Here is a 14,233-nt window from a genome sequence, read left to right on the forward strand (position 1 = left end):
GGGAGGCCACGCCTGCGTCAGCCGGCGGTGCCCGTTCCCGAGCCCAGCGGCGACACGGTGGCCGGGTGCTGGCCCGGGAGCACGGTCGCGGTCTGCTTGAGCGAGTCGATCGTCTTGTTGGGCGCCCGCAACTTGCGGACGCGCAGGTAGCCGAGCAGCGCCAGTACGCCCGTGACGACGAGCATGATGGCGAACACGATCAGGAACGACGCCCAGCGGTCGAGCCACACGCTCAGCAGTTCGGCCAGGAAGAAGAAGAAGAAGAACGCGCTGAACACCAGCACGGACAGCGCGAGCAGGAAGAACATGCTGCCCTGCAGGCCCTTCTTCACCTCGCTGGTGATCTCGGACTTCGCGAGTTCCACCTCCGCGCGGAACAGCGTCGAAACCTGTGCGGTCGCATCGCGGACCAGGGTGCCGATCGATGCCGTCTGCGGATCGTGGAGGTCCGTGAGGGGAATCGAGGAAACCGTCGTCGGAACCCCGTCACCGGTGACCCGGCTGCCGTCTGCCTTGACTCCGTTGCCGTTGGTGAAGCTCACTTCTCGACCCCTCCAGGTTCTTCTCACGCGCTGGTAGATCCGACGCGCGAGGGTCCTCACGTATCGGTGGCAGCGGCGCGGGCCTGATGAACCCGTCCGCGACGCAACAGTAACGCGGATCCGATCAGTGACGCAGTCAACGACGTTACGAGCACCGCGGCCTTCGCAATGTCCGCTTCGCTGCCGTCGCCGATACCCGCGAGAGCAAGATCGGCCACCAGAAGGCTAACGGTGAACCCGATCGCGCCGAGAACCGACAGGGCGAACATGTCGCGGAAGCCGAGCAGCCGCGGTTTGGTGGCGATACCGAACCGGATCGCGAGCCACGAGACACCGAAGATCCCCACCGTCTTGCCGATGAGCAGACCGAGGATGACGGCGAGGGCGATGCGGTCGGTCAGCAGCGATCCCAGGACGTCCCCGTTGATGGGCACGCCCGACGCGAACAGCGCGAACAACGGCACACACACGCCCGCCGACCACGGTTGCAGGCGATGCTCGAGCCGGGCGGCGGGGGCGTATTCCTCGTCCGGATCGGTGCGGACCCGGGTGAGCAGGCCCAGCGCGACACCCGCGAGTGTCGCGTGGATCCCGGCCTCGTGGACGCTGTACCAGGTGAGCAGCACCAACGGCACGTACAGGAACGGTGTGGTGATCCGTCGGCGCTGCGCGTACCAGTAGCCGGCCAGGCAGGCGACCGCGGTCGACACCCACAGCATCGCGATCGACCCGGTGAACAACACCGCGATGAGAATGATCGCGAGCAGGTCGTCGACGACGGCGAGGCTCAGCAGGAACACGCGCGCGCTCGCCGGGATGCGGGAGCCGGTGAGGGCGAGCACGCCGAGCGCGAACGCGATGTCGGTGGCGACCGGGATGGCCCAGCCGCGGTCCATGCCGGCGGCGCCGGCGCCCACGACGGAGGCGATGACGGCGGGCACGATCACGCCGCCACACGCAGCGATGATCGGGAGCAGCGCCTTCTTCCGATCGGCCAGTTCGCCGACCACGAGTTCGCGTTTGAGTTCGAGGCCGGCGACGAAGAAGAAGATCGCGAGCAGCCCGTCCTGGGCCCACGTGCCGAGCGTGAGATCCAGGTGGATCGCGCTCGGTCCGATCTGCCGGTCGCGCAGCGATTCGTACGCGCCGGACAGGGGAGAGTTTGCCCACAGAACGGCCAGTGCGGCGGCAATCAACAGAATGGATCCGCCCACCGTCTCGATGCGCAGGTAACGGGCCAGCTCGGAGCGTGCGGCGGAAATCAAGGACAGCCTCTCACCAGGATCTTCTTCGGGTACGGCAGAACATCGCCGACCAGACTTCCCGGCACACCTGCCTCGATCTTAACGTGTTCTTTGCGACCAATCGGTCGGGTACCGGCTGCTTGCGGCGCGTACGCGCGAAGTGTTCAATTCCTACGGTTCGGGACGCAGTTCCACCTAGTGGAATCGCCTCGTCGGGATGTCGGACGACGACAGTGCAGGAGATGGCCACGTGACAAAGGGTGTGCAGTCCGCTGAGCGCGGACACGACGAGACGTCGGCGCCGAACGACGACGGGACCGTGGCCGGGGTGCCCCGCAGCCGGATCGTCGTCGCGAGCATGGTCGGCACGTCGATCGAGTTCTACGACTTCTACATCTATGCGACGGCCGCGGTCTCGGTCTTCCCGCACCTGTTCTTCCCCAAGGGCAACGACACGACGGCGCTGCTCGCGTCGTTCGCGACGTTCGGCCTGGCCTTCGTCGCCCGCCCGCTGGGCTCGATCCTCTTCGGCCACTTCGGTGACCGCATCGGCCGCAAGGCCACGCTCGTGGGCTCGCTGCTCACGATGGGCATCGCGACGTTCCTCATCGGCCTGCTGCCCACGTACCACGCGGTGGGGCTGTGGGCGCCGGCGCTGCTGGCGCTGATGCGCTTCTGCCAGGGCTTGGGTCTCGGTGGTGAATGGTCGGGTGCGGCGCTGCTCGCGACCGAGACCGCCAAGAGCGGCAAACGGGCCTGGGCGGCGATGTGGCCGCAGCTCGGTGCCCCGATCGGCTTCTTCTTCGCGAACGGCCTGTTCCTGCTGATCACGCTGGCACTCGGTTACACCAGCAGCTCGTCCCCCGATCTCGACAGCGCGTTCCTCACGTGGGGCTGGCGGATCCCGTTCCTGCTCAGTGCCCTCATGGTGATGATCGGCCTGTACGTGCGCCTCAAGCTCGAGGAGACCCCGGTGTTCGCGCGCGCCGTCGCGAACGGTGAGAAGGTCAAGACCCCGCTCAAGCAGGTGTTCAAGACCAGCTGGCGCCAGTTGATCATCGGCACGTTCGTCATGCTGGCGACGTACACGCTCTTCTACATCATGACGACCTGGGTGCTCAGCTACGGCACCGGGAAGACCGCCGCCGACGGTGGTTACGGTGCGGGCTTCCAGTACCGGGACTTCCTGGTACTGCAGTTGGTCGCCGTGCTGTTCTTCGCCGCGACCATTCCGGTCGCCGGCTGGCTCGCGGACCGCTTCGGCCGCCGCATCACGCTGCTCGTCATCACCGCGACGATGATGGTCTTCGGTCTGACGTTCGGGCTGCTGCTCGCGGCCGAGGGCATGACCGACGCCCGGATGCTGATCTTCCTGGTCATCGGCATGGTGCTGATGGGCCTCACCTTCGGCCCGATGAGTGCGGTGTTGCCGGAACTGTTCCCCACCAACGTCCGCTACACCGGGTCGGGAATCGCCTACAACACCGCGAGCATCCTCGGGGCAGCGGTCGCGCCGTTCATCGCGACGTGGCTGGCCGAGACCTACGGAGTGGGCTGGGTCGGCATCTACCTGCTGATCGCGTCCGCGTTGACGTTCGTCGCCTTGCTGGCGATGCGCGAGACCAAGGACGAGTCGCTCGACGGCGTGTGACGTATCGGGCGAAATCCGCAAACGCACCTGTCGGTTCGATTCGCACGTTCTCGACGGCAAATATCCAGTATCTTCCGAAACGGTTGTAAAGCGCGGCACCTGAGTTAGAACCCGTTTTGTCCTGTGTGTGACGAAAAGGAGTTTCCAGCGTGCGAAGATTCGATACAGCTTTTCGAAGGCTGGCCGTCGCGGTGCCGGTGAGTCTGGTAGCCCTGACGACCGTCGGCCCCGCTGCCTTCGCCCAGCCGGCGGGAGGCGCGCTGGGGCTCACGAAGTCGGCCTCGCCGTTGGTGGACCTGCAGTCGGGAGACACCGTCTCCTACACGTTCGTGGTGACCAATCTCGGTACCACGCCGGTCTCCGACATCGAGGTGGCGGAGACCGCTTTCTCGGGTTCGGGCGGGGCACCCGGGATCACGTGCCCGTCGAAGTCGCTCCAGCCCGGGGGGTCGATGACCTGCAGTGCCACGTACGAGATCACCGACGCGGACCAGGAGGCGTGTCTCGTCGACAACACCGCCGTCGCGACGGGCACGGACCCGCAGAGCATGTCCGTGACGTCGCCTCCGGCGGCCGCTCGCGTCGTCACCGACTGCGGCGCCGGCGGGGGATCGGCGGAGCTGCCGGGAATGGGATCTCTGGAACCGGGAGAGCCCGGGGAACCGGGGGAACCGGGGGAGTTCGGATCGGCCGATCTGGCACCGTTGTTGGGATCGGCGGCGCTGGACGGTTCGGCCCTGGGCTCGCCGGCCCTGGGTTCACTGGTGCTCGGCGCCCTCGGCACGGGCTCGCTGGGGGCCGGAACGCTGGCCGCGCTGGGCGCGCTCTACGCCTGGGCGCTCGGGACCCCGTACCAGCCGGGTCCGGGCGCACCCCCTCCGCCGCCGCCCCTGCCGCTGCCACCCGGATCGGTGGCTCCGCCGCCGGCGTGATCGGGACGACGCGGTCGTGCTACTGCAGTACGAACAGCGGATACGGCTCGCCGGGGATCATCCGGTCGTACCGGACTTGGATGCGCCCCGTCGAATCGCTCGCCCGCTCACTGGGCGCGCCCTCGATCCACGCGTAGGTCCACGGTCCTTCGTCGAGTGCGACGATCGCGATCGTGTACGGCGTGAAGTCGGTGCACGTCCGGCTGGGCGAGACTTCGACGACGGTCCACGAGACGATCGATCCGGTCCCGGGGGACGGTGTCCGGGTGATGTCCGTACCGCGGCACGCCGAACAGGCCGACGCCTCGGGGGCGAGCAGGGTGCCGCAGACGTCGCAGCGGCCGATGGTGAAGCGTTCCGTGGCCGTGGCCGTGGATGTGGTGATGCGCTGGAGTTGGTCGTGCATCGGGGAGACCTCGACTTCGTGGAGCGTGGGTGTGTCCTGCTCTCACAGTTCCAATCGGAACGCCACCCCACGACGGTAGAACTACCGGTGCACCTACCTGTTTCCCGAACCGGGTACCTACCCGCGGCGGTGAAGTGCCAGGTCAGCCGTCGTTGTCGTCGCCTCGTCCCTGCTCGACGATCCACGCCGCGATCTGGGTCCGCGAGTTGAACCCGAGCTTGGCGAGGACGTGTTCGACGTGCCCCTGGGCGGTGCGTTGCGAAATCACGAGTTTGTCGGCGATCGCCTTGTTCGTCAGCCCCTGGGCCACCAGTTGTGCCACTTGCTGCTCGCGCGGAGTCAGGTCGGTGGCACTGCGCTCGGGTGGGGCCGTCTGCGGGAGTCGGTCCTCGACCGCGAAGATCGCGATCTCGTCGAGTGCCAGCCCGGCTCCCTGCCGGACCGCGGCGTCGAACGCGCGGTCTCCCAGCGCGGTGCGGACGCGTTCCCGGGCCTGCTCGTGGTTCCGCCGCAGCGCGGGGATGACCACACCCCGGTTTCCGACCGACATCCACAGGGAGTCGACGGCGCCCAGCAGCACTGCGGATCGGTACGCCTGGCCGGTGGTCGCGGCCGTCCACGCGAGTGCCTCGACGCAGATCGCCGCACCCAGGTTGTCGTCGACGCCGGCGCTGAGCTGCAGGGCTTCGCGGAACAAGCGCTGCGCGGTGTCCGGATCGTCCCGCCATTCGGAGAGTCCGCGCGAGCACAGCGCGTAGGAGCGGTAGATCGACTCGCCGCGGGCCGCCGTGATGGTGAGGACCTCGTCGGTGTACTCGGTCGCCTCGCGGCGTTCGCCCAGCACCGCGGAGGCCATGGCGAGGCCGAGGAGCGTCGAGATCTGTCGGAGGCGGTTGTTCCCGCCGCGGACGGTGGGAAGGATCTCGCCGAGGAGTTCCTTCGCTCGCGGCATGTTGCCGGCGTAGATCTCGAGGTGGCCCGCCGCATGCGTGACCACGACGTCGGTCTCCGGGTCGTCGTTCGCCGCGGCGACCGCCCCCGCCGCGGCGACCAGCCGGGCACCGGTCCGGATGTCGCCCTGGTTGGCGGCGAGGATCGCCGACGACGCGAGCGACATCGCCCGCGGCCGGGTCGGTTCGCCGCCGTGCGCGGCCAGGACTCGCCCGAGCCACAGACGGCCCTCGGTCAGCAGGCCCCGGGACACCCAGAAGATGTACAGGACGTTCGCGATCCGCAGCCCGTTCTCGGCCTCGCCCGGCTCGCTCATGCAGTACTCGAGCGCGTCACGCAGGTTCGCCCGTTCGCGCTCGAGCCGCGCGATCCACGCCGGCTGGTTCGGACTGATCCACTCCTCCTCGGCCCGGCGCGTCAGGGCCTGGTACCAGTCGCGGTGCTGCCGCCGCAGTGTCGAATACTCGCCGGCCTCCTGGAGGCGTTCGAGTCCGTAGTCGCGCAGGGTCTCGAGCAGCCGGTACCGTCCGACGCCGGCGTGCTCCTCGCGGACGAGAATCGACTTGTCGACGAGAGCGGCCACCACGTCGAGCAGTTCGTAGGTGGACAGGTCACCGGCGGCGATGGCCTCGGCGGCGTCCAGTTCGAATCCCCCGGGAAAGATCGACAGCCGGCGCCACAGCTGCTGCTCGGTGGGCGTGCACAGCTCGTGGCTCCAGTCGATGCTCATGCGGAGGGTCTGCTGTCGATCGGGCGCCGACCGGCTGCCGCCCGTCAGGAGCCGGAACCGGTCGGTCAGCCGTGCCAGCACCTGGTCGACCGACATCGCGCGCAGACGGGCCGCGGCCAACTCGATGGGCAGCGGAAGTCCGTCGAGGGCGGCGCAGATCGCGACGATCGCCTCCTTGTTGTCCTCGGTCAGTTCGAATCCGGGGTCGGCGGTGGCCGCCCGGTCGACGAACAGGTTCACGGCCTCGTACTGCGCCAGCGCGCGCAGCGGCGTGGACTCGTCGGGGGCGGGCAATGTCAGCGGCGGTACCCGAACCACGGTTTCGCCACCGATCGCGAGGGGTTCGCGGCTCGTTGCCAGGATGCGTAGTTCCGGGGCGGCGCGCAGCAGGGTCTCGGCGAGCTTGGCGACGGTGTCGATCAGGTGCTCGCAGTTGTCGAGAACGAGCAGCAGCTTCCGGGACGCGAGAAAGTCGGTGAGCACCTGGGTGGTCGGCACCGCGGCCTGTTCCCGGAGTCCCAGCGTCGCGGCCACCGTCTCGGCCGCCAGTTGCGGGTCACGACGCTCCCCGAACTCGACCAGCCAGACGCCGTCGTCGAAGGAACGTTGGGAGTCCGCCGCGACGCGGAGCGCGAGGCGGGTCTTGCCGACACCGCCCATTCCCGTCAGGGTCACCAGCCGCGACGTACCGAGCAGTCGCCTCGTCTCGGTCACCTCGCGGCGCCGGCCGACGAAACTGGTCAAGTCGAGGGGCAGGTTCCCGACCCTGCCGCGCGCGCCGGGTGCCATCCGTGACCTTCTTTCGGACTCCTGCGGTCACGGTACGCCTGTGTGCGACGGCGCGTCCCGGACTCGGGCCGTCGCGCACAGGCGTGCGAGCGGTCAGACGCGGCTGACTCGGATCCGCCCGTCGACCACTCGCGCGGCCAGGGCGAGCGGTTCGGTTCCCACGGGCCGGTGCTGCAGCACCGCCGCCGCGAGCGGATCGGCCAGTGCCGTACGGACTGTGCGCCGCAGGCCGCGGGCTCCGTACACGGGGTCGAAGCCCCGCCTTCGGAGGAACTCGACGACGTCCGGGCCGACGTGGACGGTGACCGACCGGCGGGCCAGGCGGCGGGTGACGACATCGATCTCGAGACCCGTCACCTCGTGGGCGGTCCGGTCGTCGAAACCGTTCATCACCACCGTTTCGTCCAGCCGGTTGAAGAACTCGGGATCGAAGAATCGTTCGATCGCGCGCCGCACGACCGCGTCGTCCGCCCGAGGGCCCGTCCGGTTGCGCCGGCGGGCCACCCACGCCCGCGGCGTTCGGCGCCGCGCCGCCAGTTCGGCCGATCCGAGGTTCGAGGTCATGAACACGTAGCAATTGCGGAACGAGATGGACTGCTGACCGTTGGCCAGTCGCAGTTCCCCGTGGTCGAGGATCTGCAGCAGCGCCCGCAGGACCGTCGTGTCGGCCTTCTCCACCTCGTCGAACAGGACGACGCCCGGTGTGTACGGATCACCCTCGACGGCACCGCGGTCGAAGAGGGTGAACGATTCCTTGCTGCCGGCGTAGCCCGGGGGAGCGCCGGAGAAGGACGCCGCGTAGTGCTCCTGCGCCAGCGCGTTCATGTCGATGCGGCACATGTCGTCCGGGCCGGATCGCAGTTCGGCGGCGACCTGCCGCACCAACTCGGTCTTGCCGACTCCGGTCGGCCCGGCCAGCAGGACGTTGGCAAGCGGACGGGACGGATCGTTCGCGCCGACCGAGGCCAACGACACCGCGCGCACGACCGCGTCGATGGCGTTGCGTTGCCCCACGATCCGGGTGTTCAGCCGGTCGGCGAGGACGTCCGGGTCGAACGCGCCCGCCGGCCGCGGGGCCGGCGCGGCAGTCGGCACCGGCTGCGCCCGGTTCTGGTCGTGGAACATGTCCGTGAGATAGGGCACGGTGGGCCTCCCGTCAGGCCTCGGAGGTCCGCTCGACGGGCAGGGACCCTACCCGACAATCGGCAACGCCCACAGTGTCTCTCGTGATCGATTCGACGCGTTCCCGGGCCTTCTCGGCGTCGGTGACCCACAGCTTGTAGAACTCGAACGGGCAGTCGGCGACGCCCTTGTCGCCGTCGCCGGCGGCGTGGACTCCCGAGTAGCCGCGGTGGAGGAGCTTGAACAGGTGGTTCTGCGACTGGTCGTTCTCGCGGGCGTCACGGATCGCGGAGACCGACAACTGGGCGTACTGGATTCCGTACTCTTCCTCGCCGGTCTCGCCCAGGGTCCGTCCGTCGAAGCCGATGATCGCCGAGTGGCCGAAATACGAGTAGACGCCGTCGAATCCGGCGGCGTTCGCCACGGCGACGTAGCAGTTGTTCGCCCATGCCATTGCCTTGGACATGAGGACCTGCTGGTCCTTCGACGGGTACATGTAGCCCTGGCAGCGCACGATCAGTTCGGCGCCCTTCATTGCGCAGTCCCGCCAGATCTCGGGGTAGTTGCCGTCGTCGCACACGATGAGCGAGATCTTCAGCCCCTTCGGTCCCTCCGTGACGTACGTCGTGTCGCCCGGGTACCAGCCCTCGATCGGGCACCACGGCAGGATCTTGCGGTACTTCTGGACGATCTCACCGCGGTTGTTGACGAGGATCAACGTGTTGTACGGCGGCTTGTTCGGGTGATCCTCGTGTTGTTCACCGGTGATCGAGAAGACGCCCCACGTGTCGGCCTCGCGGCACGCGGCCGAAAATATCGCGGTCTCGTCGCCGGGGATCGTGGCGGCCGTGTCGTACATCTCCTGCTCGTCGTACATGATTCCCTGCGTGGAGTACTCGGGGAACACCACCAGATCGAGTCCGGGCAGACCCGACTTCATGCCGATCATCATGTCGGCGATCCGGCGAGCGTTCTCGAGGACGCCGGCCCGGTCGTGCAGTCGGGGCATCTTGTAGTTGACCACCGCGACTCCGACGGTGTCCTTGCTCGAGGAGATGTCTCCGTGTCGCATGTCGTTCGTTCCTCTCGTGAATACGGTTGGGGGACTGGAATCAACGGGTAGTGGCGGTGAGTCCGCGATGGAACGGCGACCGACGTCCGGCTGCCGGCAGGCCCAGGACGGCGGCGATCGCGACCAGTAGCGCCAGCCCTACGGCCCAGAGTGCGGCGAGCCCGGGTGAGGTCGGGGCATGGCCGGTGAGGGCCAGGAAGGCCGGCAGTGTGCAGGTGGGCTGGCTGAGCAGCAGTGCCGTCCAGCCGGTGAAACGGGCGAGGTCGTCACGGCCGGTGCCGAGGACCAGGAAGAACAGGGTCCACAGGCCCGCCCAGGCGAGCCAGATGACGCCGAATACGGGATCGTGGACCACGGTGAACGACACGAGGCTGTAGACGACCGCGGCGGCGGCGACGAACGCCGAGAACCAGCCGACGCCGCGCGGGTCGAGGTCCGCGAGGTTCCCGATCCCGACGTAGAGGTACGTGAAGCCGAAGAGGTACAGGCCGGACGCCGCGAGGACGACGCCGGTGTCCGTCCCGGCCTGGAGAAGCATCGCGGTGGGGATCACGCACTGGAGCGCGCCGACGAAGAGGTTCAGGATCGCCGCCGACCTGGGCGGTACCGCCCCGAGCAACATCAGCCCGTTCAGGAACAGGACCGCACCCACGTAGAGCAGACCGACACTGCCCATCGGACACCTCAAATCGCTTTCATATGGAATGATTTCAAATGAAAGTAAGTGGCGGACGCCACAGTGTCAAGAGGGGGCGGTCAGAAAGTGGTGACGACGTCGAAGTCGAACCCGTTCGCCACGGCAAGATGAATTCGCTGCCGCGCCACCCGGTTTCGGAACTCCACGGTTCCCCGAGGTCCGTCGTAGGCGGCCCCGTCCACCACGACGTCGAGTGCGTCCGGTGACAGTCCGCCCGCACGGTGGATGAGGCTGGCGAGGGTCTGGATGCCCTCGTAGCACGACTCTGCAGCGTTGTTGAGCGGTGGTGCGGCCGCACCGTGCAGCGCCACGTACCGTCCCACGAGGTCCATGGAGTCGGCGTCGACGAGCGAGCGGAAGTAGGCGGCCGCCACGAACAGGTCCCGCGTGGCCCGCGGCCCACTCGCGAGGAGCATGTTCTCCTCCATGAGTGGACTGAAGCGCACGATGTGCTCGTCGAGCCCGCGTCGCGCGAAGGCGCGGTTGAAGTCGACGGCGTCCTGCCCCACCAACAGCATCAGGACTCCGTCGCACTGCGATGCCGCGACCGATTCGACCACCCGGCTCATGTTGCCGCGCCCGAGGTCGACGAACGATTCGCCCACGATCTGCAGGTCGAGTTCGTGCGCGTAGGCGCGCACCGCGCCCAGTGATCCGTGTGGCCACACGTAGTCGTCGCCGACGACGAACCAGTGGCGTGCACCGACATTGTCCCGCAACCACTTCAGGGCGGGAGCAATCTGTTGGCGCGGTGTCTCCCCGCAACAGAAGATGCCGCCGCGCGTCTCACCGCCCTCGTAGAGGGAGGTGTAGGAATACGGGACGCGGCCGGCCACGACGGGCGCGAGAGCGTGGCGCACCGACGAGATGTGCCACCCGCTGACCGCATCGATCGCCCCCGCCGACACCAGGCTGTCCACCTCGGCAGCGATCACCTCGGGACGGGTGCCGCCGTCCACGACGTGAATGGACGCCTCGCGTCCGAGCACTCCGCCCGCGCTGTTGATGTCGCGCGCGGCGAGCTCGCCGATCGCCTCGCACGACGGTCCGAAGAGCCCCGCCGGACCCTGGAGGGGTACCACCATCGCAACCCGCCACTGCTCGGCGCGGGCGCGGCCCAGTGCGACGCTCACGTCGACGTCTCCGCGGCGGCGTCGCAGGTGGTGGGCTGCGCGTGGGCTATCATTTCATCTGAAAGTATTGCCCGTGGAGTGTGAAGCGTGCAACAGCTCGGGAGTGGGTCGTGTCGGACAAGGGTGTCATCGTGGCGGACGAGGTGTCCGTGACGGTTGCGCTCCTGCGTGCTGCGCGGGTCGCGGCCCAGGCGGCGGACGAGGCACTCGCTGCGGACGATGTGACCGCGGACCACTACCTGGCGCTCGACACGCTGATCGACCGCCCCGGCGCGACGATGGCCGAACTTCGCGACCGCACCCGCATTCCGGCCCCGACGCTCACCCGCGTCGTCGACCGGCTGGTGTCGATCGCGGCCGTCTACCGTGAGGTCGACGCCGACGACCGGCGCCGGGTGCGGGTTCATCCCAGCACGCGTGGCCGGCAGCTGCACGCCCGCCTGTCGGCCGCCATCCGTGACGTCGAGAGGGACTGGCTGGCCGAGCTGTCCGACGCACGTTCCGCCGATCTGGTCCGCAGCCTGGTGGCCCTGGGGCGTACCGACATCTGACGGAGCCGGAGGTGCAGACATCCTGTGCCCGAGCCCGATTCGGCGCGGTTCGGATCAGGGTTCGTCGTGCGGCGCGGTCAACGTCGACGTCGCCATGGCGATCAGATTGCGCTGGAAGGTCGAGAGGGGAAGCGGCGGACGACGTCGACTCGACATGTCCCGCGCACGGATGGCCAGCATCGCCGAGATGAGCAACAGGGTGCCCTGGATGCGCTCGTCGACCACCCGGGGCGGCAGGGTGTCGATGCAGCCGCGCATCAGGTCTATCGTCGCCGACAGGCTGGGGTACTTGCCGACGCCCTTCATCTGATCCGGCGCCAATTCGTACATCGTCTGTCCGAGGATGCGCAGATACCGTCGGCCGGCCTCGGTCGACAGGAGTTCGGCCAGCGGAACCACGGCGAGTTCGATCGCGTCCCGGGGCGTGCGGGGCCCCGGCGCGGGCCACGAGGCGAGAAGCTTCGCGCGCCGTTCCTCGATCCGGGTGAGGTGCTTCTCGAGAATCGCCTGCAGGACGCCGTCGCGTGAGCCGAAGTGGTACCGCAGCGCCGACGGATTGCGTTGTCCTGCACCCTGAACGATGTCACCGACGAGGGTTGCCTCCACGCCCCGGGATGCGAACAGCTCCTCGGCCACATCGAGGAGCTTCTCTTTCGTCGAAAGCGGCTCCCGGTTCATGCGGTTCAGTGTAGCTTCCGGAGCTACTACTAATAAGGAGTATTAATGAAATCATTCGAACCAGCTCGCGGTCGAAAGCTCGGCCGGGCCGGGCTCGCAGCGGTGATCCTGGCCGCGGCCGTCGGCTCGGGCGCCGGGGTGGCCGGTGCCGCCGGGAGCCTCGGCAGTCTCGGAGATTTCGGAAGCGGCAGCGCCGGGCCGGGAAACGCCGGAAACGATCTGTGGCCGTATGCGGACACCGGGTGGGTGACACTGCACGGCGACCCAGCCAACCGGAAGCAGCAACTGGGTGTGACGACGGCGGCGCAGTACACGCGTTGGACCGCGCTCGAGGGGTCGGCCGTACTCACCGCCCCGACACTGCTGCCCGACGGCAACCTCGCGGTGACCACCGGCAAGGCCGAGGGCAACGCCAATCTGCACGTGCTCGACCGCCTCGGCAACATCGTCTGGGAGTCGCCGGCGTGGAACGGGAAGGACGGTGTCGATTCCGCCGCGATCATGTCGTCGCCGATCATCGACGTCGACGGCAACATCTACATCGCCGACGGCGACCAGTTCTGGTCGTACACCGGTCGCGGCGATCTGAGATGGGTGATCGACCTGCCGGCCGCGCCCACACCCAACCCGTTCGCCTCGGGATCGCGCCCGATCAACCCGTTCGTCACCGCTGCGTTCACCGAGGACGGTGGTGTGCTGGGCACGACGGCGTTCGGTCAGGTGCTCGTCGTCGACCGCGCGACCGGGGAACTGCGTGCCCCGATCCTGCAGTTGCCAGGCACGCTCGCGAAGCGGCACACCAAGACACCGATGTCGCCGAGTATGTGGTCCGACGGAATCATGGACCCCGCCATCAAGGACCCCATCTTCCAGATCGTCATGGGTGGAATCGTTCAGAGCGCCAACACTCCTGCCGTCGACGACCGGACCGGCCGTGTGTTCGTGGCCGCCACCGACGTCGAGCAGGACAAGGGGGCGTTGTACGGCCTCGACGTGACGCCGCCGCGGGGCGACGACCCGGGGGCGGTGTCGATCGGGTTCGCGGCACAGATGGGCCCGGGCAGCGGTTCCAGCCCGGTCCTCTCACCCGACGGGCGTCTGGTCTACACGTGCGACGACGAGGGTCTGCTGTACGCGTTCGACACCGCGACCGGGCAGCGGGTGTGGAGCGCCCCGTCCGACGCCGCCGCCGCAGCGGTGACGGTGGGCGCCGACGGGAGCATCTACGTCCTGACGAATCCCGGTGTCGCGTCGGCCTTCGACGAGGCCGGCAACAAGTTGTGGGACGCGGACCTGTCCGCGGTGACGGCTGCGGCGCTACCCGTCAGTGACGTCTACGGTGCGCCGGTCGTGCGGGGGAACGGCAATCCCACCGTGGTCGACGGCGCCGTGCTGATCGAGGTCTTCTACGGCTACGACGTTCCGGTACAGGGAAGTTCGGTGTCCGTGCCGGTGAAGGCGGCGATCGTCGAACTCGATCCGGCGACGGGAGTGGCGCGGCGCAACGTCGCGATCGCCAGCGACAGCACCGAGGGACTGCTCGCGGTTGCGCCCGACGGTCGCATGTTCTCGACGCTCGGGGCGATGACCTCGACTGCGGTCGCACCGCTCGCACCGATGGTGAATCCGAACCTGCCGGAGGGCCTCGAGGTCATGCGCGCCCAGGGCGGTCTGGACGGCTTCCTGCCCGTGCGCTGACACCCGGGCAATGCAGAACGGGTGTCCCGGACCCGCC

At 68.3% G+C, this 14,233-nt stretch carries 13 protein-coding genes; 4 read left to right on the top strand and 9 right to left on the bottom strand.

The window, feature by feature from the left end; all coding sequences use genetic code 11:
- Window positions 1-17: 17 nt before the first annotated feature.
- Window positions 18-542 carry a phage holin family protein gene (locus E7742_RS21155; protein WP_137800735.1) on the bottom strand — a complete coding sequence of 175 codons (525 nt, stop codon included), beginning with the start codon at window positions 540-542 and terminating at the stop codon, window positions 18-20.
- Window positions 543-598: 56 nt separating this feature from the next.
- Window positions 599-1,807: a Na+/H+ antiporter NhaA gene (nhaA, locus tag E7742_RS21160; RefSeq protein WP_137800736.1), complete on the bottom strand. Its 1,209-nt coding sequence runs from the start codon at window positions 1,805-1,807 to the stop codon at window positions 599-601.
- Window positions 1,808-2,036: 229 nt separating this feature from the next.
- Between nhaA and E7742_RS21165 the strand changes: the two genes are divergently transcribed.
- Both E7742_RS21165 and E7742_RS21170 read left to right on the top strand, forming a co-directional pair.
- Window positions 2,037-3,437: an MFS transporter gene (locus E7742_RS21165; RefSeq protein ID WP_441346869.1), complete on the top strand. Its 1,401-nt coding sequence runs from the start codon at window positions 2,037-2,039 to the stop codon at window positions 3,435-3,437.
- Between the two features lie 149 nt (window positions 3,438-3,586).
- On the top strand, window positions 3,587-4,369 hold the full coding sequence (locus E7742_RS21170) for a DUF11 domain-containing protein (protein ID WP_254699100.1): 783 nt from the start codon (window positions 3,587-3,589) through the stop codon (window positions 4,367-4,369).
- Between the two features lie 19 nt (window positions 4,370-4,388).
- Here E7742_RS21170 and E7742_RS21175 read toward each other — a convergent pair whose 3' ends face one another.
- From E7742_RS21175 to E7742_RS21200, 6 genes are all read right to left on the bottom strand, one after another.
- Complete coding sequence (locus E7742_RS21175; protein WP_137800737.1) at window positions 4,389-4,775, bottom strand: Zn-ribbon domain-containing OB-fold protein; 387 nt, start codon at window positions 4,773-4,775, stop codon at window positions 4,389-4,391.
- A gap of 142 nt (window positions 4,776-4,917) precedes the next feature.
- Window positions 4,918-7,245: an ATP-binding protein gene (locus E7742_RS21180; RefSeq protein WP_137800738.1), complete on the bottom strand. Its 2,328-nt coding sequence runs from the start codon at window positions 7,243-7,245 to the stop codon at window positions 4,918-4,920.
- 93 nt (window positions 7,246-7,338) lie between these two features.
- The gene (locus E7742_RS21185) at window positions 7,339-8,388 is read right to left on the bottom strand and encodes an AAA family ATPase (RefSeq protein ID WP_137800739.1); all 1,050 of its coding nucleotides are present in this window, start codon (window positions 8,386-8,388) and stop codon (window positions 7,339-7,341) included.
- A 13-nt stretch (window positions 8,389-8,401) separates the two neighbouring features.
- Window positions 8,402-9,439 (bottom strand): aliphatic amidase, encoded by a 1,038-nt coding sequence (locus E7742_RS21190; protein ID WP_137800740.1) that lies wholly within the window; start codon window positions 9,437-9,439, stop codon window positions 8,402-8,404.
- Between the two features lie 40 nt (window positions 9,440-9,479).
- Window positions 9,480-10,115, bottom strand: a complete 636-nt coding sequence (locus tag E7742_RS21195) for an AmiS/UreI family transporter (protein WP_137800741.1) — start codon at window positions 10,113-10,115, stop codon at window positions 9,480-9,482.
- 80 nt (window positions 10,116-10,195) lie between these two features.
- Window positions 10,196-11,221 (bottom strand): substrate-binding domain-containing protein, encoded by a 1,026-nt coding sequence (locus tag E7742_RS21200; protein ID WP_175420649.1) that lies wholly within the window; start codon window positions 11,219-11,221, stop codon window positions 10,196-10,198.
- Between the two features lie 158 nt (window positions 11,222-11,379).
- On the opposite strand from E7742_RS21200, the gene E7742_RS21205 reads away from it, so the two are divergent.
- Window positions 11,380-11,820 carry a MarR family transcriptional regulator gene (locus E7742_RS21205; protein ID WP_137800743.1) on the top strand — a complete coding sequence of 147 codons (441 nt, stop codon included), beginning with the start codon at window positions 11,380-11,382 and terminating at the stop codon, window positions 11,818-11,820.
- A gap of 54 nt (window positions 11,821-11,874) precedes the next feature.
- On the opposite strand, the gene E7742_RS21210 is transcribed toward E7742_RS21205, so the two are convergent.
- Window positions 11,875-12,498: a TetR/AcrR family transcriptional regulator gene (locus E7742_RS21210; protein ID WP_137800744.1), complete on the bottom strand. Its 624-nt coding sequence runs from the start codon at window positions 12,496-12,498 to the stop codon at window positions 11,875-11,877.
- A gap of 45 nt (window positions 12,499-12,543) precedes the next feature.
- On the opposite strand from E7742_RS21210, the gene E7742_RS21215 reads away from it, so the two are divergent.
- Window positions 12,544-14,196: an outer membrane protein assembly factor BamB family protein gene (locus E7742_RS21215; RefSeq protein WP_137800745.1), complete on the top strand. Its 1,653-nt coding sequence runs from the start codon at window positions 12,544-12,546 to the stop codon at window positions 14,194-14,196.
- The last annotated feature ends 37 nt before the right edge of the window (window positions 14,197-14,233 follow it).

The sequence above is a fragment of the Rhodococcus sp. SGAir0479 genome (genome assembly GCF_005484805.1).
Classification (GTDB): domain Bacteria; phylum Actinomycetota; class Actinomycetes; order Mycobacteriales; family Mycobacteriaceae; genus Prescottella.

What these genes read in the sequence shown, in the direction of transcription:
- E7742_RS21175 (WP_137800737.1), bottom strand. Translation starts at nt 4,775, where the DNA reads ATGCACGACCAACTCCAGCGCATCACCACATCCACGGCCACGGCCACG.
- E7742_RS21180 (WP_137800738.1), bottom strand. Translation starts at nt 7,245, where the DNA reads ATGGCACCCGGCGCGCGCGGCAGGGTCGGGAACCTGCCCCTCGACTTG.
- E7742_RS21190 (WP_137800740.1), bottom strand. Translation starts at nt 9,439, where the DNA reads ATGCGACACGGAGACATCTCCTCGAGCAAGGACACCGTCGGAGTCGCG.
- E7742_RS21195 (WP_137800741.1), bottom strand. Translation starts at nt 10,115, where the DNA reads ATGGGCAGTGTCGGTCTGCTCTACGTGGGTGCGGTCCTGTTCCTGAAC.
- E7742_RS21200 (WP_175420649.1), bottom strand. Translation starts at nt 11,221, where the DNA reads ATGGTGGTACCCCTCCAGGGTCCGGCGGGGCTCTTCGGACCGTCGTGC.
- E7742_RS21210 (WP_137800744.1), bottom strand. Translation starts at nt 12,498, where the DNA reads ATGAACCGGGAGCCGCTTTCGACGAAAGAGAAGCTCCTCGATGTGGCC.
- E7742_RS21215 (WP_137800745.1), top strand. Translation starts at nt 12,544, where the DNA reads ATGAAATCATTCGAACCAGCTCGCGGTCGAAAGCTCGGCCGGGCCGGG.